This is a genomic window from Cognatitamlana onchidii (assembly GCF_004804355.1).
GTDB classification, from domain to species: Bacteria; Bacteroidota; Bacteroidia; order Flavobacteriales; family Flavobacteriaceae; genus Cognatitamlana; species Cognatitamlana onchidii.
In genome coordinates this window covers 25,267-47,375 of record NZ_SRWZ01000005.1, presented here as the reverse complement: position 1 = coordinate 47,375, position 22,109 = coordinate 25,267, and the positions used below count along the sequence as shown (strand labels likewise).

Sequence of the window (22,109 nt, the reverse complement as noted above, 5' to 3'; positions counted from 1 at the left end):
ATGGCTTTTTATTGAACCCCATCTCATTACCCATAGTCTTAACAAATACGGCAATTTTATGTGTCAATTTGTACTATGTTCTTTTTAAGAAAACATAGTTTTATTTACCGGTATGGAATTACGTTGTAAGGTGTAATTAAGCTGCGTTATTTGTATTTATTGAATGTTTTCTTTTTTTAAGCAAAGAATATTTTGTTCTTTTATGCGTTAAAAAGATTGTCTTTCATAATAGCCCAATTAAATAAAGAACCTTCTAATTAATTGAGAAAACTACTAGATTACATAAATAATAAGGTTTTAGTTAGAATCGCCTCACTACAAATGGCTTCTGTGTTAACTAGAATCATAGGTGGGCTTTTAACTTCAAAAGCTATTGCTATATTTATTGGAGCCGAGGGACTTGCTCTGATAGGAAATTTACAAAATTTTGTAAATGCATTTCAAACGGTTGCAACTGGCGGGTTTTACAAAGGTGTCGTTAAATTGGTGTCCGAGATAAAAGAGGATACTTTAAAGCTGAGCAAAACCTTATCAACAGCTTATTATATTGGTTTTATACTTACGGTTCTCGTGTCATTTTTCTGTTATTTTAAGTCAGAATGGATAAACGATATTATTTTTCCAACCTATAACGATTACGCTTACGTAATTCGAATATTCGCTATTGTTCTACCATTTTATGCTTTAAATATGTTTTCCTTTTCCATTATGAATGGGTTTTCAAAGTATAAAATATTGATAATAATCAATATAATAGGTCAGATTCTTAGTGTTTCCATTGCCCTCTTATTAATATATCAAAATAAGATTGACGGGGCCTTAATATCTGTGGTTATAGCAGAATCATTAATATTTTTAATTACCCTTGTGGGGATTATTAATCGAAGAAGTTTGGTGTCATATATAAGGGTTGCTAATGTAGATACTAGCTACTTAAAAAAACTAGGGCCTTATGCTTTAATGGCTCTTTTTACTGCAGTTTTGCTACCTTTAGTTTATTTAGCGATTAGGTCACATATTATTGATAATATTGGTTATAAAGAAGCCGGTTTTTGGGAGGCTATGACTAGGGTTTCAAAATATTATTTAATGCTTGTTAGCTCTTTAATAGTTTTTTATTTGCTCCCAAGGTTTTCTGAAATTACCGATGTACGAGAGTTTAAAAAGGAAGTGATTAGTTTTTACAAAACTGTCTTACCTATTTTATTTGTTGGTTTGGTTTTAATATATATTCTAAGGGACTATATAATTCTATTGATTTTTTCGGAAGAGTTTAGTGTTATAGAAGAGTTGTTCTTATGGCAACTAATGGGTGACTTTGTTAAAGTCTTGTCTATAGTTATAGCCTATCAGTTTTTAGCGAAAAAAATGTTTTGGCACTATGTTTTAACAGAAGCTTTTCTCATTGTTATGATATATATATCAAGTATTTATTTTATTGATATGTATGAAGGTGTTAAAGGAGCAGTAGTTGCGCACTTAGTTAGCTATAGTATGTATTACGCTATCATTTTATTTATTTTTGGAAGTTCTGTGTTTAATCTAGATAAAGGAGTTTTGGAAGATTAGGAATGGAATATGTTCAAAAATGTAAAAACTATTTAGGTGAATAATTATTTTAAAAAGTTTAAAAATATTGTTGATAATAACTTATTGAAGATAGGTGTTTTTAATTCTTTTTCGCTCTTTATAAAATTTATTGCTGGTTTAATATCTTCTAAAGCCTTAGCTTATTTTATTGGTCCCGCAGGTTTGGCTGTATGTGGGGTGTTTCGGGAGTTTTTTTTTATGACGGTAAATGTATCGTCCTTAGGTTTACAAAAAGGCATAATTAATTATTCAGCGAAGTTTAAAAATGAAAAAAAGAATAGACAAGCTTTAGTAGATACGTTAATAATTATAGGAACTGTAATAAGTTTAGTTATGGCTATTATCTTGTTTTCTTTTTCTAAAGCTATTAACGGGGCCTTATTCCCAAATTACGATTTTGTTTTTGTAATTAAAATCTTGGCTCTTGGTATCCCACTAAGTGTTTTTACGGGGTTTTATATATCTTTTATTAATGGGTTAGGTTATACTAGTTCTATTGTTAAGATTAATGCAAGTGTCAGCATATTTAATGCAATATGTATTATAATTTTCACTTATTATTTTGGTGTTGCTGGAGCATTATTAGGGATTGTTTTTTTTTTTATTACCCAATCAATTGCTATTTTAGTTTTTAAGCCAAGGGCAACTTTGTTTCAGCTTTTAAGAATCCCAAAGTTTTCAATAGAAGTATTTAAAAAGTTATCTGGTTATGCATTAATGACCATAATTTCGTTGTGCCTATTTCCGTTCATATCTATTTTAATAAGAACTGAAATTATTGATTACTTGGGTGAGGATGCTGCCGGATACTGGGAAGCAATGAAACGGATATCAGATAATTATTTGTTTTTTGCATCTTCCTTAGTCGTGTTATCTGTTCTACCAGAGTTATCCAGTGGAAAAAAAAGTTTAAAAAGCGCAGTTTTAAGTTTTTATGGGTCAATAATACCTGTTTTCATTTTGGGGTTATTCATTCTTTTTTTTTTAAGAAAATATATTGTCTTAGCCTTTTACTCTGAAGAGTTTATGACGACCACCATTTTATTCAAATGGCATGAAATAGGAGATTTGTTTAGAGTTTTAGGACTGGTTATTGCGGCCAATTTTTTTGCAACACGTGACATAAAAGGATATATTATTACAGATATGTTTCTTGCAGCTGTGTTGTATGTTTCTTCTATGTTTTTTATTGAAAGGATAGGTTTGGAAGGAGGGGCTTTCGCTTATTTTTTAACCTATTTTTTGTATTTTTTATTGTTGCTTGGTTATTTTAGAAAGAAACTATTTACTAAACGTGTAACGACATTCTTGAAAATTTAAGGCTATTCATTATAAAAGGCGAAATAATAATATGTTCAAAAAAAATATAAAAATTAGTACGATTTTTTTAGTACCAGTTTTGATTGTTTTTCTTTTTGAGATTATTACAGACGATTTTACTTTTAACAGAAGCTTTAATCTTATTGAAAACCTACTTTTTTTAATAGTCATTATCATTCTATCATTATTTTTTGGTAGACAACAATATAGGAAATGGTATTTCTTTGTTGCTTTCACTATTTTTAATTTAAGCTTGTTCTTCGAAAGCTTTTACAATTATCATTTTAAAGGTGTTTTAAATGATTCAGCAATTTTTGTGATTTTAGAAACAAATATGGCAGAGTCTAGTGAGTTCTTATCGTCTTATTTTAACAAACCTATTTTAATATTACTCATAATATTAGTTTTCGCAAATAGTATAGGTTTAGTTCTCATTTCTAGGTATACAATAGCTCTAAAACAATCTATAAATAGAAAAGTGGTTTTAATATTGACTGTTTTTCTAATTATGGCTTTTTTAAAAATAACAAAGCTTATCATGTACAATGTACCATATTTAGTAATTAGAACACCTATTTCCTACTATAAGGAGATACAGAGGTTAAAGCTATATGGTGAGGAAAACCCATTTGGCAGTTTCAATAATGTAAAGCATTTAGGAACAGATAAGAACAAGGAGTTATATGTTATAGTATTAGGAGAATCAACGAGTGAATTACATTTTAATTTACACAGTGAATATTATAGAGAAACCACCCCTTTACTGAACAAAATTAAAAATGAATTATGTATAATCGAGGATGCTATTAGCCCACATGCTTATACTATTGGCTCTTTATCTAAAGCTTTAACTTTAGGGAATTACGAAAACCCATTAGCCCAATCAAAGGGATCAATATTGCAATTATTAAATCAAGCAGGATTTAAAACGTATTGGATTTCTAATCAAAGACCAGTAGGTATTTCAGATACCCACATAACGAAAATAGCGAAAGGCGCAGATGTTATTAAATTTCTTAACGTAAATCATACAAGCGAGCGTACGCCTTATGATGAATTATTGCTCGATGAGCTTGATTCTGTTCTATTGGAGGAAGGAAATAAGAAGGTTGTTTTTATGCATATGATTGGGGCTCATTTTGCTTACGAGAAGCGTTTTCCTCCTAAATTTAAATATTTTAGAACAAAACCTAAGACCAAGTTTGAAAGACAGGAGGTATACGAAACTATAAATGCTTATGATAATGTTATGAGATATACAGATAGCATTCTTAATGAAGTGATAGTAAAGACTAGGAAACAACAAGTAAAAAGTTTCATGCTCTATTTTTCAGATCACGGACAAGAAGTTTACGATGATATTGATTTTTTTGGTCATTCTGTTGATCAAATGGTGACTAAGAATATGTTTAAAATACCATTGTTTTTATGGAGTAGTGAAAACTATCAAGCTAATAGGCAGTTAATAGATAATTCTAAAAGAAAATATATGATAGACGATATGATACACACAATTGCCGATTTATGCAATGTATCGAGTGACGAGATAGACCTTTCTAGAAGTATTTTTAATTCAAAATTTAAAGATAGAACACGGTTTATTAAAGATAGTATAGATTTTGATACTTATTTTGACTAAAAGGAATGGAGGATTATTCAAATAGAAAAAAAATATGTATTGTATGCTCTAAACTAAATGGAGGAGGAGCTGAGAAAGCTTCCGCAATGCAATCCATTATGTTTCATAATTTGGGTTATGAGGTAACCATTGTAACGGTCGACTCTGGAGTTTCATTTAATTATAAAGGTAAAGTCTTCGACCTTGGGCAGTTTAAAAATAAAAAAGACACGCCTATTAGAAGAATATCGCGCTTGGTTAAGCTTAAAAGGTTTTTAAACAAAAATAACTTTCAATATATCGTTGATAATAGGCCAAGGAATCAAACTTATCGAGAAATTATAATTACAAAGTTTATATATACCTCTCCTACAATTTATGTGATTCATTCTTTTGAAGAATCTACCGCTTTTACCAAGTATAGAACTATTAATAAATGGCTCTATAAAAACGAAATTATGGTTTGTGTTTCTAGGCTAGGAAGGCAAAAGTTTGAAAAGCTTTATGGTTTATCTAATATAAAAACGATTTATAACGCATTTGATTTTAAGGAAATTAATAGGTTGTCTCAAAACGGAAGTGACGTATTAGATAAAGAAAAGTATATTATTTATTGTGGTAGGCTAAATGATCGCGCGAAAAATTTAAGGTTACTCTTAGAGAGTTATAAGATATCTCAATTAAAAGAGAATAGTATTAAACTACTTTTATTAGGTGATGGAGAAGATTTAGATGTTTTGAAAAATTATTCCGAAGTTTTGGGGATTTCTAATAATGTTGTTTTTAAATCATTTACAAAAAACCCTTATCCATATATAAGAAAGGCCATGTTTTTAACCTTGTCCAGCAGGTCAGAGGGCTTTGCAATGGTTATTCCAGAGGCATTAAGCTTAAGTACTCCTGTGGTTTCTGTTGATTGTAATGCTGGTCCAAAAGAAATTATAAAGAATCGTTATAACGGATTACTTGTAAAGAACTTTGATCCTAAACAATTAGCAGCTGGTTTTAATATGTTTGTAGAAGATAAAGAGCTGTACAACAAGTGTTTGGGTAATTCTGTGTCTAGTGTTTCTAAATTCACGGTAGAAAAGATTACAAATGATTGGAAAGAATTGTTATCATAATTTATTTGTAGGCAGTAATATAGATATTATAGCTGATAAGTTTTTTTTGAATCCTAAACAAACACGAGAGCATAGGTCTAGGAAGCGATAATAATAGCTTTTGTTTAATGTTTAAATTAGATAATACAATATTCTTCTTTAACTCATTGAATAGGACCATGTCATTTTTTAATATACTAGATATAGCTAAGGAATATCGAATTATATCCAAATATTTTTTTAGCTGAGGATTGGTTTTTTCAATTTGTTTATACTTGTTAAATATATTTTTTCGTATTGTGTTTAAGTCATTTTTAGATAAGCTATTTTCTATGTGATTATTGTAACAAGCGGTTATTTTAGGATTAAATGCCACCTTAAAACTTAAGGCAAACCTAATCCATAAATCTGTATCTTGTCCTGACAAAAGTTTCAAATCGAAACCACCCAAGTCTAAATAGTCATTTCGAGAAAAACATACCGCTGATGTCCAAGCAACGGGATCAATTAAACTTGCGTCAAAATAATTGGTTACAATTAGAGAATTATCATTATGCTTAAAATTAAATTTTGTTTTTCTTATAAATCCATTTTCTAAGACAATTTCGTAGTTGTTACAAAACAAACCTGCATTTGGAAATTTTTTTGTAAGAAATAGTAATTCATTCAGATGATTTTTATACCATAAATCATCGCCATCCAGTAAGGCAATGAATTGTCCTGCCGATAGTATGATCCCTTTATTTCTCGCGGCAGAGGCTCCTTGATTTTTTTGATTAATTAGTCTTATTCTGTCATCATGAAATGAGGAAACAATTTCTACTCCTTTATCGGTACTCCCATCATTGACAATAACCACCTCAAAATCTTGAAAGGTTTGATTTAAAACACTATTGAGCGTGGCTTCAATGTAATTTTCTTTGTTATAAAGCGGAATGACTACAGAGAAAAAGGGATTCATGAGTTGTTTTTTAAAGAACAGTAGTACCCTAAACGATAAAAATCATATAGAAATAGCACTGGATATGACGAATTTAGGTTTTTTCTTATTAACGGTTTAATAAGAATGTAGAATCGAAATACTAGATAATTTACTTTAAACCTTTCTAAAAAGGCGTAGCATCTGGAAACACCTATTTTTTCTATAGAAAACTCTTTGTTTTCAATTAAATAAATAAGGTTTTTTATAGCAGTTTCATTTTTTTTGATAAACGTATCAGCATTATCATCTGCGCTATGTACTACCGGGTTATTTATTTTTTTCGTTTTGTAATTTAGTTGTATTAAACTATCAAAAAAAAGAACATCTTCATAGCCATATCCTTTTAAGGATTCATTAAAAGGATGCTTTTGTATAATACTTTTTTTGATTAAAAAGTTACACGAGTGTAGCCCCTTTTTACTTTCTCTTTTTTTAGTGTAAAGCCATCGAAGTGTATAAGGTTTTTTAGGAGCAGTGTTCAAATAACTCATGCCACCTATAAGTATTTCATAAGAGGTCAATTCTCTTAGGTATGTGTTAATGAAGTCATCGGATTTAGGGTACGTACCTGCATCCACGAATAAAAGATTCTCGAATCTCGCATGGGTACTAAGTAAATTTCGAATAGCACTGCGACCAAGATTATTAGGAAGCTCTGTGAATTTACAATACTCGAGTTGGTTAATAGATGAATTTACTTTGTTGTGTGGTGATTTAGATCCGTCATCTAAGGCGATAATCTCAAAATTAATCTTAGACAAAGATAACTGATGGTGTAAATTTTCTACAAGGGGAACAATATTATAACTATAAACGGGGATTAGTACCGAAAGCATAATCAACTTCTTTTTTGCACTACCTCAAAAACCTTATTTTCATCACATTTTAAGGTTTTACTTGGGTATTTTAGCAGTAAAGCATAATCATGCGTCGCCATTAAAATAGTGTTCCCATTTTTATTGATTTCCTGAAGCACCTCCATAACTTCTATACTGGTTTGCGGATCTAAGTTACCCGTAGGTTCGTCTGCAAGAATGAGCTCAGGATTATTAAGTAAAGCCCTTGCTATGGCCACGCGCTGTTGCTCTCCTCCAGATAATTCATGTGGATATTTATGTCCTTTAGATTTCATTCCAACCTTGCTCAGAACTTCATTGATTCTCGCGATCATCTTATCTTTATCTTTCCAACCTGTGGCCTTTAGGACAAAACGTAAATTGTCATGAACAGTTCTATCGATTAATAGTTTGAAATCTTGAAATACAACGCCAAGCTTTCGCCTTAAAAAAGGAATGTCTTTTTCCTTAAGTGTTTTTAGGTTAAAGTCTACAATAAGGCCATCTCCTTCTTTTAAAGGCAAGTCCCCATAAAGCGTTTTCATGAAACTGCTTTTTCCTGTACCTGTTTTTCCAATTAAATAAACAAAATCTCCTTTATTAATTTCTACACTAACTTTTGAAAGGACAAGGCTATTACCTTGGTAAATAGAGGCATCTTTTAATTGTAATATAGAGTTGTTCATATAAAGGTTTGCGCTTGTTTGTCTTGCTGTAAATGTATTACTAAAATGTTAATTCTTAAAAAGTAAGGGCTAAAAGTTTAAATTAAAAGCCAAGGCTAAAAGGATATTTAATAATTCCGTTTATAATTAAGGAACGATTATTTCGTTATACATTTTAGATTAAATTATATTTGATTCAAATTAAAACCAAACGCTTAATGATTAAAAAAAGTATTGTCGCCACGCTATTTATTATAGCTATATGCCACCTTGTTTCGGCGCAACAATCGGCAATTTTTACAAGTAATTTGGTGAAGTATCAAAAAGCACTTTCACTATATAACAATCAACAATTCCAAGCTGCACAATCTTTATTTTATAAAGTTAGACAAACCACAGACGAGCTCGTTTTACAATCTGATTGTGCTTATTATATTGCGAATTGTGCCGTAAGGTTAAATCAACAAAATGCCGACCAATTGATAACAGATTTTGTCGATGAATACCCTACAAGTACAAAGCGCAATACAGCTTTTTTAGATGTGGCCGATTATTATTTTAGTAAGTCAAAATACGCCTATGCTAGGAAGTGGTATAGTCGTGTGGACGAAACGGCCTTGGGCTATAACGAGTTGCAAAAATTTTATTTTAATAATGGTTACACAGCCTTTTTAACCAAAGATTTTAAAGAGGCTAAAAAGTATTTAAGCAAAGTAGAGAACTCTCCTGTATATGGTTCTCAAGCGAAATATTATATCGGCTTCATGGCTTATCAAGGTAATGATTATGATAGAGCAAATCAATACTTCGATCAGGTTCAAGATCAGGATCGTTACAAAGAAAAGCTGTCTTATTATCAAGCGGACTTAAATTTTAAATTAGGTAAATTTGATAAAGCTATTGCGTTGGCCAAAAGTAAAATGGACTCCAGTGATGAGGATGAGGTGTCTGAGTTGTCTAAAATTATTGGAGAGAGTTATTTTAATTTGGGTAAATACAGCGAAGCTGTTCCTTATTTGAAAGACTATAACGGTAAAAACGGAAAATGGAATAATACAGATTATTATCAACTTGGTTACGCGTATTATAAACAAGAAGATTATGAAAACGCCATTTCTGAGTTTAATAAAATTATTGAAGGTAACAATGGCATAGCCCAAAATGCCTATTATCATTTAGGTGAAAGTTACATACATTTAAACAAGAAGCAAGAAGCCTTGAATGCTTTTAAAAATGCTTCAGAAATGAGTTTCGATGTAAAAATTCAAGAAGATGCTTGGTTAAACTACGCTAAAATTAGTTACGAGATTGGGAACCCCTACCAATCGGCCCCTCAGGTGTTATCGGCTTATTTAGATAAATATCCAGAATCTGCCTATAAGGAAGAAATAGAAACACTTTTAATAGACTCTTATATAACATCAAAGAACTATAAAGAGGCTTTGGTTTTGTTGGAGGGTAAGAAGAGTTTTGAGAATAAGCTAGCGTATCAAAAAGTCACATTTTACAGGGGCTTAGAGCTTTTTAATGAAAGTCAATATTTGGAGGCAGCAGCTCTTTTTGGTTCTTCTTTAAAATTGGCTGTTAACCCTATTTATACGTCTAGAGCAACATTCTGGAAAGCAGAATCAGATTACAACTTGTCCAATTACGACGAAGCTTTTGTTGGGTTTAAGCAGTTTGAAAATCAGACAGAATCATCTGATACGCCAGAGTATAAAAGTTTAAACTATCATTTAGCTTACACCTATTTTAAGCTTAAAAAGTATAATCAGGCTTCCAAGGCTTTTAGTGCTTTTGTAGAGTCTTCAGTAAATGATAAGGTAAGGTTGAATGATGCGTATCTAAGGTTGGGAGATGCTTATTTTGTGTCTAGTGATTATGGTAACGCAATTAAAGCCTACGAAAAAGCCATAAATTTAAGTGAAATTGAATCAGACTATCCCGCTTTTCAGAAGGCCTTAAGCGTTGGTTACTTAGGTAATTCTTCGAAAAAAATAAGTGAGTTAGAACAATTCATTGTTACCTATAAAAAATCAAAGTTACGTGATGATGCGTTGTACGAACTTGGCAATTCTTATGTTAAAGAAAACGAGTCCGATAGAGCTATGATAAAGTATAACCAGTTAGTAGATGAGTACAGAATGAGTTCTTTCGTTCCAAAGGCTCTGCTTCGTAAAGGTTTGGTATACTATAACGAAAATAAAAATGTTGAAGCACTAACGCAGTTTAAGAAAGTAGCAAAAGATTATCCAGGTTCACCAGAAGCGGTTCAAGCGGTTTCAACGGCGCGCTTAATTTATATCGATATGGGGGAGGTTAATGAGTATGCGGTATGGGTGAATACCTTAGACTATGTTGAGGTTACAAACGTTGAACTAGATAATGCAACTTACGAATCGGCAGAGAAGCAGTATTTAGATAATAATGTAGATAAAGCCATAAGGGAGTTTAATGATTATCTTAATGAGTTTCCAAAAGGATTACATGCCTTAAAGTCACATTTTTACATCGCTCAGTTATACGATAATAAAAATTTAAAGGAGAATGCAGCGCCTCATTACAAGTATGTAGTGGAAGCATCGCAAAGCGAATTTACCGAAGAGGCTCTAGTTAAATTATCTCAGTATTATTTGGAAAATAAAAGCTGGGATTTGGCCATGCCATTGTTAAAAAGACTGGAGGATGAGGCCAGTTTTCAGCATAATGTTGTGTTTGCTTTATCAAACTTAATGAAGGCAAATTATCAAATAAAGGAATATGAAGTCGCGGTTTCTTATGCAGAAGATGTTTTAAAAAACTCTAACATTGACAATAAAATTTTGAGTGATGCCCAAATTATTATTGCAAGATCAGCAATTAATACTGGTAATGAAAAAAAGGCCCAATCTGCTTATGCTGAAGTAGAAAAAACAGCTACGGGAGAAATGGCCGCCGAAGCATTATACTATAGAGCTTATTTTCAAAATAAGGAAGAAAAACATGAAGCGTCAAACGAATCTGTTCAAAGGCTAGCTAAAGACTTTTCAGGGTATAAAGTATATAGTGCCAAAGGGCTTGTTCTTATGGCTAAGAATTTCTATGCTTTAAATGATGCGTTTCAAGCGACTTATATTTTAGAAAGTGTTATTCAAAATTTTACTGAGTTTGAAGACGTGGTTGCAGAAGCAAAAGAAGAGCTATCAAAAATTAAGAAGAACGAATCGAAAACTAACACTTCAGTCCAATCAGAAGATTAACATTATCTATAAAAATTAAGAGATGCATAAGCACAAAAATATATTTGTCGTATTCATATGGTTGTTAAGTGTTGCAGCGGTGAGCGCTCAAAAAAAAGGCGATACACTTACTACAGGAGTAATAGATGTGGTAAAACCTTATACACCAACCATTTCAGATGCTTTTAAAATTAAGGAAGTACCAGTTCTTGATGATGAGACTACCGAAACCAAAAAGGATATTAAGTATAATATAAATTCATTTCCCGTAGCTTCAACATTTACGCCAGCAAAAGGAAAAGCAGCATTGGTAGAAAAAAAGAAACCAGCAAAACTCTATGATAATTATGCCTCATTGGGTTTAGGTACTTACAATACAATTTTGGGAGAAGTTTATTTAAACCATGCCTTAAATAGACATGAGAATATTGGGGGATATGTAAGTCATCATTCCTCGGGAGGAGGTATAGACGAGGTGGTTTTAGACGATGATTTTATAAACTCAAAATTGGAAGTGAATTATGCTTTTAAGGAGCGCGATCTGACCTGGGATATAGATGGTGGATTTCAGTTTCAACATTACAATTGGTATGGTATTAATGACCTGTTTAAAGATGATTCTAATTTAATAAATAATTTAAACGTAGGACATTCATTTTTTGATGCTCATGTGGGAGGTGAACTTACTTTCGAGGATACGTATATTAATTCTGGGAGTGTGTTTTTTCGTCATTTTTCCGATAACCAAGGATCTGGAGAAAATAGGTTTATTGCCAAGGCTAGGGTAGACATTCCAATAAACGACTTAGAAATTTCAACAGATTTTAAAGCGGAGTATCTTGGTGGGAGTTTTGATAGAAATTATTTGGATAACGCCGAACTAAAATATGGTAATTTTCAGATCGGTGTATCGCCAACATTTCAATTGAGGCAAGACGATTTAACCGTTAATTTAGGGGTGTCGCTTTATTATCTAAATGATTTTGAAAATAGTAAAAATAAGTTTTATATATACCCAAATATTGACGCCTCTTATAGGTTGGTTCATGAAGTTCTTATAGCTTACGGTGGTATTAAGGGCGGTTTATTCCAAAATAGCTATCATGGCTTTGCAAACGAAAACCAATTCGTGTCTCCAACCTTGTTAATCATGCCTACAGACCAAGTTTATAACGTTTTTGTAGGGTTAAAAGGAAAGATTTCTAGCACTATGAGTTATAATGTTAGCGGTAGTTACATGGCAGATAAAGACAAGGCACTTTTTAAATCAAACATTATTAAAAATGTTTCAGCCGAAAGAAGTTATGAATTTGGTAATTCATATGGCATTGTATACGACGATGTTGATACCTTTAAATTTACGGGGGAGTTGAATGCCGATGTTAACAGGGATTTCAAACTCGGTGTTAAAGGGGAGTATTTTATTTATAGTTCAAATGTTGAAGCCGAGGCTTGGAATTTACCAAATATGAAGGCTTCCATGTTTTTCGACTATCAAATTGATGAACATTGGTTTACTGGTGCTAGCCTATTTTTTGTAGGAGAGCGCAAGGATCAGCAAAGCATAGAAGCAACCTTAATGCCAGACAATGCAGTTCAAACAGTTAGTTTAGATAGTTTCTTCGATGCTAATGCACACGTTGGTTATCATATTAATGAACAGTTTTCATTTTTTGCGAAGGTTAATAATATAGCAAACCAACAATATCAAAAATGGACTAATTACCCTGTTCAAGGTTTACAATTTATGGCAGGCGCAATTTACAAGTTCGATTTCAGATAAACGTATGTTGTACTTGGTTTAAGGGCGTTCCCACTTGGGGCAGACTTTGCGTTGCAAGTCTTCGCAATGCCAAATATACCATTTGGCACCACTGCGGGCTTTTCACTACAATCCTTAACGCAGGCTAGCCAAAAGGATCCTATTTCTTTATGGTTCACTCAGTTTAGCCAAGTAGTCAAAGTGATTGCCTTCTAAAATAAGCTCACACTGTAAACCAACAGTTTTACACGCTAATCTCAATGTTTCAAAATCGAGATAAAGCCATTTCATAGGTGTTTCTTTATCATCTTTATAAGACAGGTAATAATCCAATTCTCCGTAGTAACCGGCGTTCACGTCCATCCAATAACCTCCATCTTCATCCTGGTACATGTATTTAATATCTGAGGAGTCGATTAAAATCTGTCCGTTGGGATTTAATAGCTTTTTTAAATGACTAAGGTATTTAGACACTTGTTTAATTTCTTGAAAAATTCCAGTACCATTCATTAGCAGTAATATGGTATCAAAACATGCGTTTTCTTCTAAGAGCGCTTTAACTTGAGCTTGTTTAACCCCTCGTTTTTTACTTACTTCAATAGCGCCTTCAGAAATATCAATAGCTTTTACCTCAAAACCATTGTTTTGAAGATATAGACTATGGCTTCCACTTCCACAGCCCACATCTAGAATTTTACCATTACAAATATTTAGGGCCTTTTGTTCTATTTTAGGCATGTCACTATAATCTCTAAATAAATAAGGTAATGGTAATATGTCCTTTTCAGAGATACTGGTTTCGGTGATTATATCCTGTATATAGTTTCCGTTGTAGTAGTCTAGTAGGGCTTTTCCAAAAAGGTCTTTCATGGTTGCGGTGTTCTTTTTATGTTTTAGATACAAGATGCAATCTATAGAACTTTGATTATTTTTGCTGTATGCAAGACCAAATAAACAATCTTCCAAAGCATGCCAAAGATAAGCATAACCAGAACAAAAAATTCTTTGCTAAGCTTAAAAAGAAACCGCCTAAAAATTTAGACTATATCATGCAGGACTTGCATGACCTAGAGTTTGAGCGTACCAATTGTTTGGAATGTGCTAATTGTTGTAAAACAACAGGTCCATTATTTACAGATAAAGATGTCGATAGAATTGCAAAACATTTTAGAATGAAGTCTCAGCATTTTATAGAGCAATATTTAAGAGTCGATGAGGACAATGATTTTGTTTTGCAAAGTGTACCGTGTACATTTTTAGGCGCAGATAATTACTGCTCTATATATGATGTTAGACCGAAGGCATGTAGAGAGTTTCCGCATACAGACAGAAAAAAGTTTCAGCAAATTTCTAATCTCACTTTAAAAAATGTAGCCATTTGCCCAGCAGCCTTTAACATTGTTGAAGCTATGAAAGAAAAAATTAAATAAGTATATTTATTGCAAATACTTGTGCTCTGGAAACTATAATACATTACTTCGAAATCATTCCATCTCATCATCGCGCCATTTTAATTATTGGAGGGTTAACGTTTTTTTGGATTATTGAAGGCTTTATACCCCTATTTCATTTCAGTTATAAAAAATGGAAGCACGCCATACCTAATTTGTTTTTTAACCTCACCTTATTATTGGTGAATTTACCTCTGGCCTTCCTACTATTAAAATCAGCAGATTGGACCGTAGCTAATAATTTTGGAATTATTAATTGGCTACCAGAAATGCCACTGGGAATTTATGTGTTTTTAGGTTTGTTGTTTTTAGATTTTTTTGGTGCTTACCTACCTCACCTCATTGAGCATAAAATAAAACCACTATGGATGATTCATTTGGTACACCATACAGATCATAACGTAGATACTACCACAGCCAATAGGCATCATCCAATAGAAAGTGTTATTCGGTTTTTCTTTACGGCTTTTGGCGTTATAATTGTTGGTACCCCAATAGGGTTAGTTATGCTATATCAAACACTATCTGTAATTGCTACCCAGTTTAGTCATGCCAATATAAAGCTACCAAAACGAGTGGATAAGATTTTAAGTTATGTGATTGTTTCGCCTAATATGCATAAAGTACATCACCATTATGTTTTGCCTTATACCGATTCAAACTATGGTAATATTTTTTCGGTGTGGGATAGGCTATTTGGAACATATATGGATTTAGATCCAGATAAAATCATTTATGGAGTTGATGTATTTCCTGATGAAAAAGAAAATAGTAGCATTATTAATTTACTCAAACAACCTTTCCAAAAGTATCGACGCTCAACTATTAAGGATTAGTTAAAAAAAATAGCCTCTAAGCCTTCGATAAATGACGCAATTTTGACGTTAGACTTGTTAGTTAGTATGCAAATAACTAAGGCGTCTTCCGGGTAGATAATAAGTGCTGTGGAGGCGCCCACACCACCACCAGTATGGTAGTATTTCAGTTTTTTACTTTTGGTGTATTCAACAGAAAACCCAATACCATAACCTGTTGAATGGCCATTCTTTAATTTTTGAGAGGTTATAAGCTCCAATAAAGAAGCTTTAGAAATAATTGAAGGATTTATAACCTCCTGTCCCAGTTTTATTAAATCTTCCGAAGTTGATAAATAACCTCCACCAGCTATTTTGTATTCATTGTTAACAGGCGTAGACAGTTCCCATTTAGTTTTATAAAATTTTGATTGAAAGGGCAGATTTTTGTCAGGAGCATCTACTGTAGTATGAGTCATCTGTAACGGGGAGATGATAGTCTCAAAAGCTAAATCTTCAAAGTTTTTTCGAGCAGCTTTTTGCATAATGTCACTCAACAGTACATAACCAAAAGTATTATATGAAAATTGTGTAGATGGTTCAAAAAGAAGAGAGTCGTTGGCAAATAAGGCTACACCTCCAGAAATCGATAGGTTTTTGTTAAGCGTAAATTCGTTGCCTCGATACGATCGTATACCCGCAAGGTGACCTGCCAATTCCCTTACGGTGAAATCATGTTTCTTTTTCGGGTAATCTGGAATGTAGGTATAGATACTTTCATTTAAATTAATGAGCATATCGTCAACAAGTTTAGCTAATATTAAGGCGGTTATCGATTTAGAAATGCTTGCAATTCTAAATAATGTTCTGCTAGGATCGACCTTTACTTTTGGATTACGTGAAGCATAGCCAAAACCTTCCGACCAGATAAGTTGTTTCTGATACGAAATAGAAATTGACATACCCGGAACCTTCTGTTTGCGCATAAACCTTTTAGCAAGCTTCTTTGCTTTTTTCGTTTCTTCAGTTTTGTTTAGCTGAGAATTCTGACTAAATCCCAAAGAGGTCAATAAAAATGATATCACAATAAAAAAACGTATCATGGATACATCAGGTATTTTGCTCTGGTGGATTTGAATTTTTCCAATTCTTTTTTCCAAGATGCTTTTATTTCTGCCTCAGATAAACCGGACATGATTTGTTTCTGTAAAAGGTCTGTGCCAGCATGTTTTGTGAAGTTACTAGTGTTAAAAAACTTAGAGGTATCTGTAGTGTTTTGATAGGCTTTAATAACCCATTTTAAGGACATGCCTTTAACACTAACATCTTTTAAATCTTCTCCATAGCACAAGATGTTTTTGTGTTTTGGGTGTTTGGCTCCAAAATTAGGGATAGGCGTATATTTAAAAGTCATAGTTTTATTGTTTAAAAAGGGTGCGCCATACCGTTGAAACTGAAATTCAGTACCCCTTCCAGCGTTAATATTAGTGCCCTCAAACAAACCAAGACTTGGATAAAGTTTAATCGATTGGTCGTTGGGCAAGTTAGGAGAGGGTCTAATCGGTAAACTGTAAGGGGTGTAATGTGTATAGTTTTTTACAGGGATTATTTTAATGTCACATGGTACTCCATTAGCTAACCATTGCTCTCCATTAATCATTTTAGCATATTCGCCAATTGTCAAACCATGCACTAAAGGTATGGGGTGCATTCCGAGAAAACTCTGGTTTTCAATTTTAAGAGTTGGTCCGTCCACATAGTGCCCATTAGGGTTTGGCCTGTCTAATACTATTACTGGAATTCCAGCTTCGGCACAAGCCTCCATAACATTATGTAATGTTGAAATGTATGTATAAAATCTTACACCAACATCTTGAATGTCAAAAACAACAATATCTAATTCTTTTAAAGCTTTTGGAGTTGGTTTTCGATGTTTTCCATGTAGAGAAATTAGTGGAAGCTTTGTTTTCTTATCTATACCGTCGGAAACATTGGCACCTGCATCAGCAGTTCCTCGAAAACCGTGTTCCGGTGCGAATACTTTCCTAACGTTTATGTTTAAGCTTAAAAGGGAGTCAACTAAATGAGTGTAAAGTGTCTTTTTGGTCTCAGAACTATGGTTTTTAAAAATAACCGATGTTTGATTAGCTACAATACCAACGTGTTTACCTTTTAATAGGGGTAAATACAATTCCGTTTGGTTCGCCCCAACCAGTATCCTAGTACTATCAACGTTTATAGTTTTATTTACAAGATAAACAGATGCGTTTTTATCATTGGTATGGTTATTTGTTTTCATTTTAGAAGCACAAGAAATCATGGCTAAAACAAAGAATAAAACTGTATTTTTGAACACATTTAAGGTCATAAGGTAAATTGAATTACGAGTTTTTTATAGCTAAACGCATTATTGGTAGTAAAGCGTATAAAAGTAGCATATCAGCACCAATTATAAAAATTGGTATAGCGGCCATTGCTATAGGTATTGTGGTAATGATGATTGCTATAGCCACGGGTATTGGCTTACAACAAAAAATACGTGATAAAGTAGTTGCTTTTAATGGCCATGTTACCATTACAAACTACGATAGTAATAATTCTCAAGAAAGTGGAACCCCTATTTCGATAAATCAGGAGTTCTATCCAAATTTTGACGCAGTAAAAGGGGTAACTCATGTTCAAGCTGTAGCATCAAAATTTGGTGTGATTAGAACAGAAACCGATTTTGAGGGAGCTTATCTTAAAGGGGTTGGAGCAGATTACAATTGGGGGTATTTTAAGGAGTTTCTAGTTTCAGGTAGATTGCCCGATTATTCTGGCAAACGAAACGAAGAGGTTTTAATTTCGGAATATTTGGCGAACAGGCTTGGTTTTAATGTGGGCGATACCTTCCAGATGGTGTTCGCTAAAGATGATCCAGAAAAACTACCTAATATTATAACTTACAATGTTGTGGGTCTCTTTAATTCTGGGTTTCAAGAATTAGATGCAACATATGTAATAGGCGATATAAGACATTTGCAACGTATCAATAGATGGAAGCCTGACCAAGTTGGTAGCTTTGAAGTGTTTATTGACGACTATAGTGAATTAGAGGAGAAAGGACTTGAAATTTATCATAACACGCCTTCTACGTTCAATACCATAACCATAACTGGGAAATACTTTTCCATTTTTGAATGGATCAAGATATTTGATAAAAATATCTTTGGAATTATAGGTATTATGATTCTTATTGCAGGAATAAATATGATTACCGCTCTGTTAGTCCTAATTTTAGAGCGCACACAAATGATTGGCATTTTGAAAGCTTTAGGAAGTAGTAACTGGAGTATCAGGAAATTGTTTATTTATAACGCCGGTTACCTTATTATACTGGGTTTGTTTTGGGGTAATCTTATTGGCTTAGGGCTCCTGTTCGCGCAAAAGTACTTTAAGTTATTTCCTCTTGATCCAAGTGTTTACTATGTTACCGAAGCCCCTGTTTTCATTAGTTTTGGGTATATATTGGCCTTAAATCTTGGCACACTCGTTTTGTGTTTATTGATGTTATTGGTGCCCTCTTATATCATAACAAAAATATCTCCAGTAAAAGCGATCAGGTTTCAATAGGTAAAGTACTTTTTTGCCTTTTTAGGTTAACCGTTTTCAATATCACTAATATGATGCTCAAGAGCCTTTACTGAAATTTGAATTTCCACAATTAGTAACGATAAAGAGAGAATAAGTAAAATAAGTGCTAAGCCAAACACCCATATGGCAATATACTGCTGTTCAATATAGATTAAAAACATAGTTAGTACACAGAGCAAGAGGCTGCTAATTCCCAATATCTGCATAGATCTTGTTAAATACAACCGCTTTTTAATGTTATCAATTTGGGCAATTAATATTGAATCTTTGTTTTGAATGTACTTGTCGTGTAAGCTCCTTATGGTGGCTGCATAGGCTAAAAACCTATTTGTATAGGCTAGCATAATCAAGGAAATAGCAGAGAATAATAGGGCTGGTGTTGTGAGGGTGAGTTGTTCCATTTTTTGGTTTTAAGCGAAATTACAAACTTAGACACATTACAAATAATTTAAAAAGTCGTTTTGGTTCTTTTCTGTAAGAATTTTATATTTAACAGATGCGAGAAGACTTTTTACATTATATCTGGAAATATAAAAAAATTAGGCTTAACAACTTAGAAACAACGCAAGGAGAAGAACTTGTTGTAATTTCGGTGGGCCGACATAATTTAAACTCTGGCCCCGATTTTTTTAATGCGTCCATTAAAATAGGAGGGCAACTTTGGGCTGGTAATGTTGAGGTTCATGTAAAATCATCAGACTGGTTTCTTCATAATCATGAACAAGATAATGCTTATAACAATGTTATTTTACATGTGGTTTGGGAAGACGACACCCATATTTTTAGGAGCGACAATTCTGAAATACCTACTTTACAGTTAAAAGATTTTGTTGATGATTTTATTATTCATAACTACCAAAAGCTGTTTTCTCGCGAAATGAGGTGGATTAATTGTGAAAATGAATTTCATCAAACTAAAAATATCGTTCTCAATAATTGGCTAGAACGACTTTATTTTGAACGTTTAGAGCGAAAATCTAAGACTATTGAAGATCTTTTAAGAAAATCGCAAAACGATTGGGAAGCTGTACTGTTTAAAATGCTTGCCAAAAATTTTGGATTAAAAGTTAACGGCGAATCATTTTTTAGCTTGTCTCAGTCAATAGATTTCGCAATAATAAGAAAGGTGCAATCTAAAAAAATAGCTTTGGAAGCGCTGCTTTTTGGACAGGCCAAATTATTAGACAAAAAGTTTGAAGATGCATATTACAATGAGTTAACTAAAGAATATAAATTTTTAACACAGAAGTTTAGATTAGAAAATTTTCAGGTTATAGCTCCAGATTTTTTTAGGTTAAGACCTGCCAATTTCCCAACTATTCGTTTATCTCAATTGGCGAGTTTATATCATGAAAATCAAAACTTATTTTCGAAAGTAATGAGTTTGAATGAATTGGAAGATTTTTATAGTTTGTTTAATGTGTCAGCAGCAACTTATTGGAAAACACACTATACGTTTAAGAAAGTATCAAAACCATCAATTAAGAAGTTGTCAAAATCATTTATAGATCTGATTTTAATCAATACAATCCTTCCCTTAAAATTTTGTTATGTAAGGCAGAAAGGACAAGGAATGGATGCTACTATTGTGGCTTTAGCTAGTAAACTAAAATCGGAGAAGAATAGTATTGTTAGTGCTTATAACGATTTAAAAATAGTGTCCGATTCCTCATTGAAGTCACAAGCCTTGCTTCAGCTTAAAGCAGAATATTGCGACAAAAATAATTGCCTAAAATGTGCTATTGGGAATCAACTTTTAAGCCATTAAACTTTTAAACAACTAAAGTAAGTATTAAATTGCGGCATGAACGTTATTTATAAACCATTACTCTTTTTTCAGAAGCATGGATACTATGTTTGTCAGCGTATAGCCGATAGGTTAGGGATTCGGGCCAAAGTGGTTAGAACCACATTTATGTATCTTACTTTTGTTACTGTTGGGTTCGGTTTTGCTTTGTACTTATTTTTAGCTTTTTGGATGCGTATAAAAGATTTGGTTTATACTAAGCGTTCTTCTGTATTTGATTTGTAACCTATGAATCCACTTATTAAGTTTTTTAGAACCAAAATATACACCGCGGTATTCCTGCTTTGTGTTATTTTATTAATAGGGGTGGTTGGTTATAAGTTTTTGTCTGGTTACTCCTGGATTGACGCGCTATACATGACTGTAATTACAATGACTACTGTTGGTTTTAGCGAAGTAGTGCCTTTGGATACAGAATCAAAAATTTTTACAATATTCTTAATACTTGGAAGTGTTGTTATCGTGGGTTATGCACTTTCCGTAATCACTGAATATATATTGAGTAAAAATGATGTTGAAGAATTAAAACACAAAAAGATGCAAAAATTAATTGATAGTTTTAAAGGCCACATCGTTATTTGTGGGTACGGTAGAAATGGTAAGCAGGCGGCAAGAAAGTTAATGGCCTACAAAAAGCAGTTTGTGGTTGTTGATAAAAACAAAGAAATGGAAGAGCGTTTACAAATGGACGACGTACCTTATGTAATTGGTAATGCGAATGAAGATGAGGTGCTTGTTAGCGCTGGTATTGACAGAGCTGCGTGTTTTATTTCGGCTTTGCCAAATGACGCCGATAATTTATTTGTGGTGCTATCAACTAGGCAGCTAAACAGTAAGATTAATATTATAAGCAGGGCATCTAATGAGTCGTCTTATAAAAAACTCAAGTTTGCAGGGGCTAACAATGTGATATTACCGGACAAAATTGGTGGCGATCATATGGCATCTCTTGTAGTAGTGCCTGGTTTAATGGAGTTTATAGATAATCTCGCCATTGTTGGCAAGTCTAATATTAATATTGAAGAAGTCGCTGTAGAAAAACTATATAATTCTAAAAAAGCAAGGACTATTAAAGATCTTGATTTAAGAAAAAAAACGGGTTGTACAGTTATTGGGTACAAGGATAGTCAGGGGGAATATACAGTAAATCCAGAAGCAGAAATGAAACTGGAACCAAATTCTAAAATTATTGTTTTGGGACGTCCAGAACAAATCGAAAAACTTAATTCTAAATTCGATATTGAAATTGAAGATCAGTAAGTTTTAACTGCCGATGTTTTAGAATTTCATTTATTTTTAGCATCTTGCTTTCTTTTCAGTAAGAAATTTT

At 32.8% G+C, this 22,109-nt stretch carries 19 protein-coding genes; 12 read left to right on the top strand and 7 right to left on the bottom strand.

Annotated elements, in window-relative coordinates:
* Window positions 1–261 precede the first annotated feature (261 nt).
* From E5D58_RS10485 to E5D58_RS10470, 4 genes are read left to right on the top strand one after another with little or no spacing between them, the layout of a single operon-like run.
* A complete protein-coding gene (locus E5D58_RS10485) occupies window positions 262–1,569 on the top strand; it encodes an O-antigen translocase (RefSeq protein ID WP_136481821.1) in 1,308 nt (435 codons plus the stop codon).
* 36 nt (window positions 1,570–1,605) lie between these two features.
* The gene (locus tag E5D58_RS10480) at window positions 1,606–2,910 is read left to right on the top strand and encodes an oligosaccharide flippase family protein (protein WP_136481820.1); all 1,305 of its coding nucleotides are present in this window, start codon (window positions 1,606–1,608) and stop codon (window positions 2,908–2,910) included.
* A gap of 31 nt (window positions 2,911–2,941) precedes the next feature.
* Window positions 2,942–4,549: a phosphoethanolamine transferase gene (locus E5D58_RS10475; RefSeq protein WP_136481819.1), complete on the top strand. Its 1,608-nt coding sequence runs from the start codon at window positions 2,942–2,944 to the stop codon at window positions 4,547–4,549.
* A gap of 5 nt (window positions 4,550–4,554) precedes the next feature.
* Window positions 4,555–5,652, top strand: coding sequence for a glycosyltransferase (locus E5D58_RS10470; protein ID WP_136481818.1), 1,098 nt, complete (start codon window positions 4,555–4,557; stop codon window positions 5,650–5,652).
* Between the two features lies 1 nt (window position 5,653).
* Here the strand turns inward: E5D58_RS10470 and E5D58_RS10465 are convergent, their stop codons facing one another.
* From E5D58_RS10465 to E5D58_RS10455, 3 genes are read right to left on the bottom strand one after another with little or no spacing between them, the layout of a single operon-like run.
* Window positions 5,654–6,592 (bottom strand): glycosyltransferase family 2 protein, encoded by a 939-nt coding sequence (locus tag E5D58_RS10465; protein WP_136481817.1) that lies wholly within the window; start codon window positions 6,590–6,592, stop codon window positions 5,654–5,656.
* A complete protein-coding gene (locus tag E5D58_RS10460) occupies window positions 6,589–7,449 on the bottom strand; it encodes a glycosyltransferase family 2 protein (protein WP_136481816.1) in 861 nt (286 codons plus the stop codon). The genes E5D58_RS10465 and E5D58_RS10460 overlap by 4 nt, the downstream gene beginning before the upstream one ends.
* 2 nt (window positions 7,450–7,451) lie before the next feature.
* Window positions 7,452–8,135, bottom strand: a complete 684-nt coding sequence (locus E5D58_RS10455) for a cell division ATP-binding protein FtsE (RefSeq protein WP_136481815.1) — start codon at window positions 8,133–8,135, stop codon at window positions 7,452–7,454.
* Window positions 8,136–8,332: 197 nt separating this feature from the next.
* Here E5D58_RS10455 and E5D58_RS10450 point away from each other — a divergent pair, with 197 nt between their 5' ends.
* Both E5D58_RS10450 and E5D58_RS10445 read left to right on the top strand, forming a co-directional pair.
* Complete coding sequence (locus E5D58_RS10450; RefSeq protein WP_136481814.1) at window positions 8,333–11,353, top strand: tetratricopeptide repeat protein; 3,021 nt, start codon at window positions 8,333–8,335, stop codon at window positions 11,351–11,353.
* 22 nt (window positions 11,354–11,375) lie between these two features.
* The gene (locus tag E5D58_RS10445) at window positions 11,376–13,115 is read left to right on the top strand and encodes a TonB-dependent receptor (protein WP_136481813.1); all 1,740 of its coding nucleotides are present in this window, start codon (window positions 11,376–11,378) and stop codon (window positions 13,113–13,115) included.
* A 147-nt stretch (window positions 13,116–13,262) separates the two neighbouring features.
* Here the strand turns inward: E5D58_RS10445 and E5D58_RS10440 are convergent, their stop codons facing one another.
* The gene (locus tag E5D58_RS10440; protein ID WP_136481812.1) at window positions 13,263–13,964 is read right to left on the bottom strand and encodes a class I SAM-dependent methyltransferase; all 702 of its coding nucleotides are present in this window, start codon (window positions 13,962–13,964) and stop codon (window positions 13,263–13,265) included.
* Window positions 13,965–14,032: 68 nt separating this feature from the next.
* Here E5D58_RS10440 and E5D58_RS10435 point away from each other — a divergent pair, with 68 nt between their 5' ends.
* A complete protein-coding gene (locus E5D58_RS10435) occupies window positions 14,033–14,524 on the top strand; it encodes a YkgJ family cysteine cluster protein (RefSeq protein WP_136481811.1) in 492 nt (163 codons plus the stop codon).
* 26 nt (window positions 14,525–14,550) lie between these two features.
* Window positions 14,551–15,381 carry a sterol desaturase family protein gene (locus tag E5D58_RS10430; protein WP_136481810.1) on the top strand — a complete coding sequence of 277 codons (831 nt, stop codon included), beginning with the start codon at window positions 14,551–14,553 and terminating at the stop codon, window positions 15,379–15,381.
* Here the strand turns inward: E5D58_RS10430 and E5D58_RS10425 are convergent.
* Together E5D58_RS10425 and E5D58_RS10420 are read right to left on the bottom strand one after the other, a co-directional pair.
* Window positions 15,378–16,442, bottom strand: a complete 1,065-nt coding sequence (locus E5D58_RS10425) for a serine hydrolase domain-containing protein (protein ID WP_136481809.1) — start codon at window positions 16,440–16,442, stop codon at window positions 15,378–15,380. The genes E5D58_RS10430 and E5D58_RS10425 overlap by 4 nt on opposite strands.
* Window positions 16,439–17,707, bottom strand: coding sequence for an exo-beta-N-acetylmuramidase NamZ family protein (locus E5D58_RS10420; protein WP_136481808.1), 1,269 nt, complete (start codon window positions 17,705–17,707; stop codon window positions 16,439–16,441). Before E5D58_RS10420 ends, E5D58_RS10425 begins: the two co-directional genes overlap by 4 nt.
* 8 nt (window positions 17,708–17,715) lie before the next feature.
* Between E5D58_RS10420 and E5D58_RS10415 the strand changes: the two genes are divergently transcribed.
* Complete coding sequence (locus E5D58_RS10415; RefSeq protein ID WP_136481807.1) at window positions 17,716–18,951, top strand: ABC transporter permease; 1,236 nt, start codon at window positions 17,716–17,718, stop codon at window positions 18,949–18,951.
* 26 nt (window positions 18,952–18,977) lie between these two features.
* On the opposite strand, the gene E5D58_RS10410 is transcribed toward E5D58_RS10415, so the two are convergent.
* Window positions 18,978–19,373: a DUF2721 domain-containing protein gene (locus E5D58_RS10410; protein WP_136481806.1), complete on the bottom strand. Its 396-nt coding sequence runs from the start codon at window positions 19,371–19,373 to the stop codon at window positions 18,978–18,980.
* A gap of 95 nt (window positions 19,374–19,468) precedes the next feature.
* On the opposite strand from E5D58_RS10410, the gene E5D58_RS10405 reads away from it, so the two are divergent.
* From E5D58_RS10405 to E5D58_RS10395, 3 genes are read left to right on the top strand one after another with little or no spacing between them, the layout of a single operon-like run.
* Window positions 19,469–20,740: a DUF2851 family protein gene (locus E5D58_RS10405; protein WP_136481805.1), complete on the top strand. Its 1,272-nt coding sequence runs from the start codon at window positions 19,469–19,471 to the stop codon at window positions 20,738–20,740.
* Between the two features lie 36 nt (window positions 20,741–20,776).
* Window positions 20,777–21,004, top strand: coding sequence for a PspC domain-containing protein (locus E5D58_RS10400; RefSeq protein WP_136481804.1), 228 nt, complete (start codon window positions 20,777–20,779; stop codon window positions 21,002–21,004).
* Between the two features lie 3 nt (window positions 21,005–21,007).
* Entirely contained in the window at window positions 21,008–22,039 is a 1,032-nt protein-coding gene (locus tag E5D58_RS10395; protein WP_136481803.1) for a potassium channel family protein, read from the top strand.
* The last annotated feature ends 70 nt before the right edge of the window (window positions 22,040–22,109 follow it).

What these genes read in the sequence shown, in the direction of transcription:
- E5D58_RS10475 (WP_136481819.1), top strand. Translation starts at nt 2,942, where the DNA reads ATGTTCAAAAAAAATATAAAAATTAGTACGATTTTTTTAGTACCAGTT.
- E5D58_RS10470 (WP_136481818.1), top strand. Translation starts at nt 4,555, where the DNA reads ATGGAGGATTATTCAAATAGAAAAAAAATATGTATTGTATGCTCTAAA.
- E5D58_RS10465 (WP_136481817.1), bottom strand. Translation starts at nt 6,592, where the DNA reads ATGAATCCCTTTTTCTCTGTAGTCATTCCGCTTTATAACAAAGAAAAT.
- E5D58_RS10460 (WP_136481816.1), bottom strand. Translation starts at nt 7,449, where the DNA reads ATGCTTTCGGTACTAATCCCCGTTTATAGTTATAATATTGTTCCCCTT.
- E5D58_RS10455 (WP_136481815.1), bottom strand. Translation starts at nt 8,135, where the DNA reads ATGAACAACTCTATATTACAATTAAAAGATGCCTCTATTTACCAAGGT.
- E5D58_RS10450 (WP_136481814.1), top strand. Translation starts at nt 8,333, where the DNA reads ATGATTAAAAAAAGTATTGTCGCCACGCTATTTATTATAGCTATATGC.
- E5D58_RS10445 (WP_136481813.1), top strand. Translation starts at nt 11,376, where the DNA reads ATGCATAAGCACAAAAATATATTTGTCGTATTCATATGGTTGTTAAGT.
- E5D58_RS10440 (WP_136481812.1), bottom strand. Translation starts at nt 13,964, where the DNA reads ATGAAAGACCTTTTTGGAAAAGCCCTACTAGACTACTACAACGGAAAC.
- E5D58_RS10435 (WP_136481811.1), top strand. Translation starts at nt 14,033, where the DNA reads ATGCAAGACCAAATAAACAATCTTCCAAAGCATGCCAAAGATAAGCAT.
- E5D58_RS10425 (WP_136481809.1), bottom strand. Translation starts at nt 16,442, where the DNA reads ATGATACGTTTTTTTATTGTGATATCATTTTTATTGACCTCTTTGGGA.
- E5D58_RS10420 (WP_136481808.1), bottom strand. Translation starts at nt 17,707, where the DNA reads ATGACCTTAAATGTGTTCAAAAATACAGTTTTATTCTTTGTTTTAGCC.
- E5D58_RS10410 (WP_136481806.1), bottom strand. Translation starts at nt 19,373, where the DNA reads ATGGAACAACTCACCCTCACAACACCAGCCCTATTATTCTCTGCTATT.
- E5D58_RS10405 (WP_136481805.1), top strand. Translation starts at nt 19,469, where the DNA reads ATGCGAGAAGACTTTTTACATTATATCTGGAAATATAAAAAAATTAGG.
- E5D58_RS10400 (WP_136481804.1), top strand. Translation starts at nt 20,777, where the DNA reads ATGAACGTTATTTATAAACCATTACTCTTTTTTCAGAAGCATGGATAC.
- E5D58_RS10395 (WP_136481803.1), top strand. Translation starts at nt 21,008, where the DNA reads ATGAATCCACTTATTAAGTTTTTTAGAACCAAAATATACACCGCGGTA.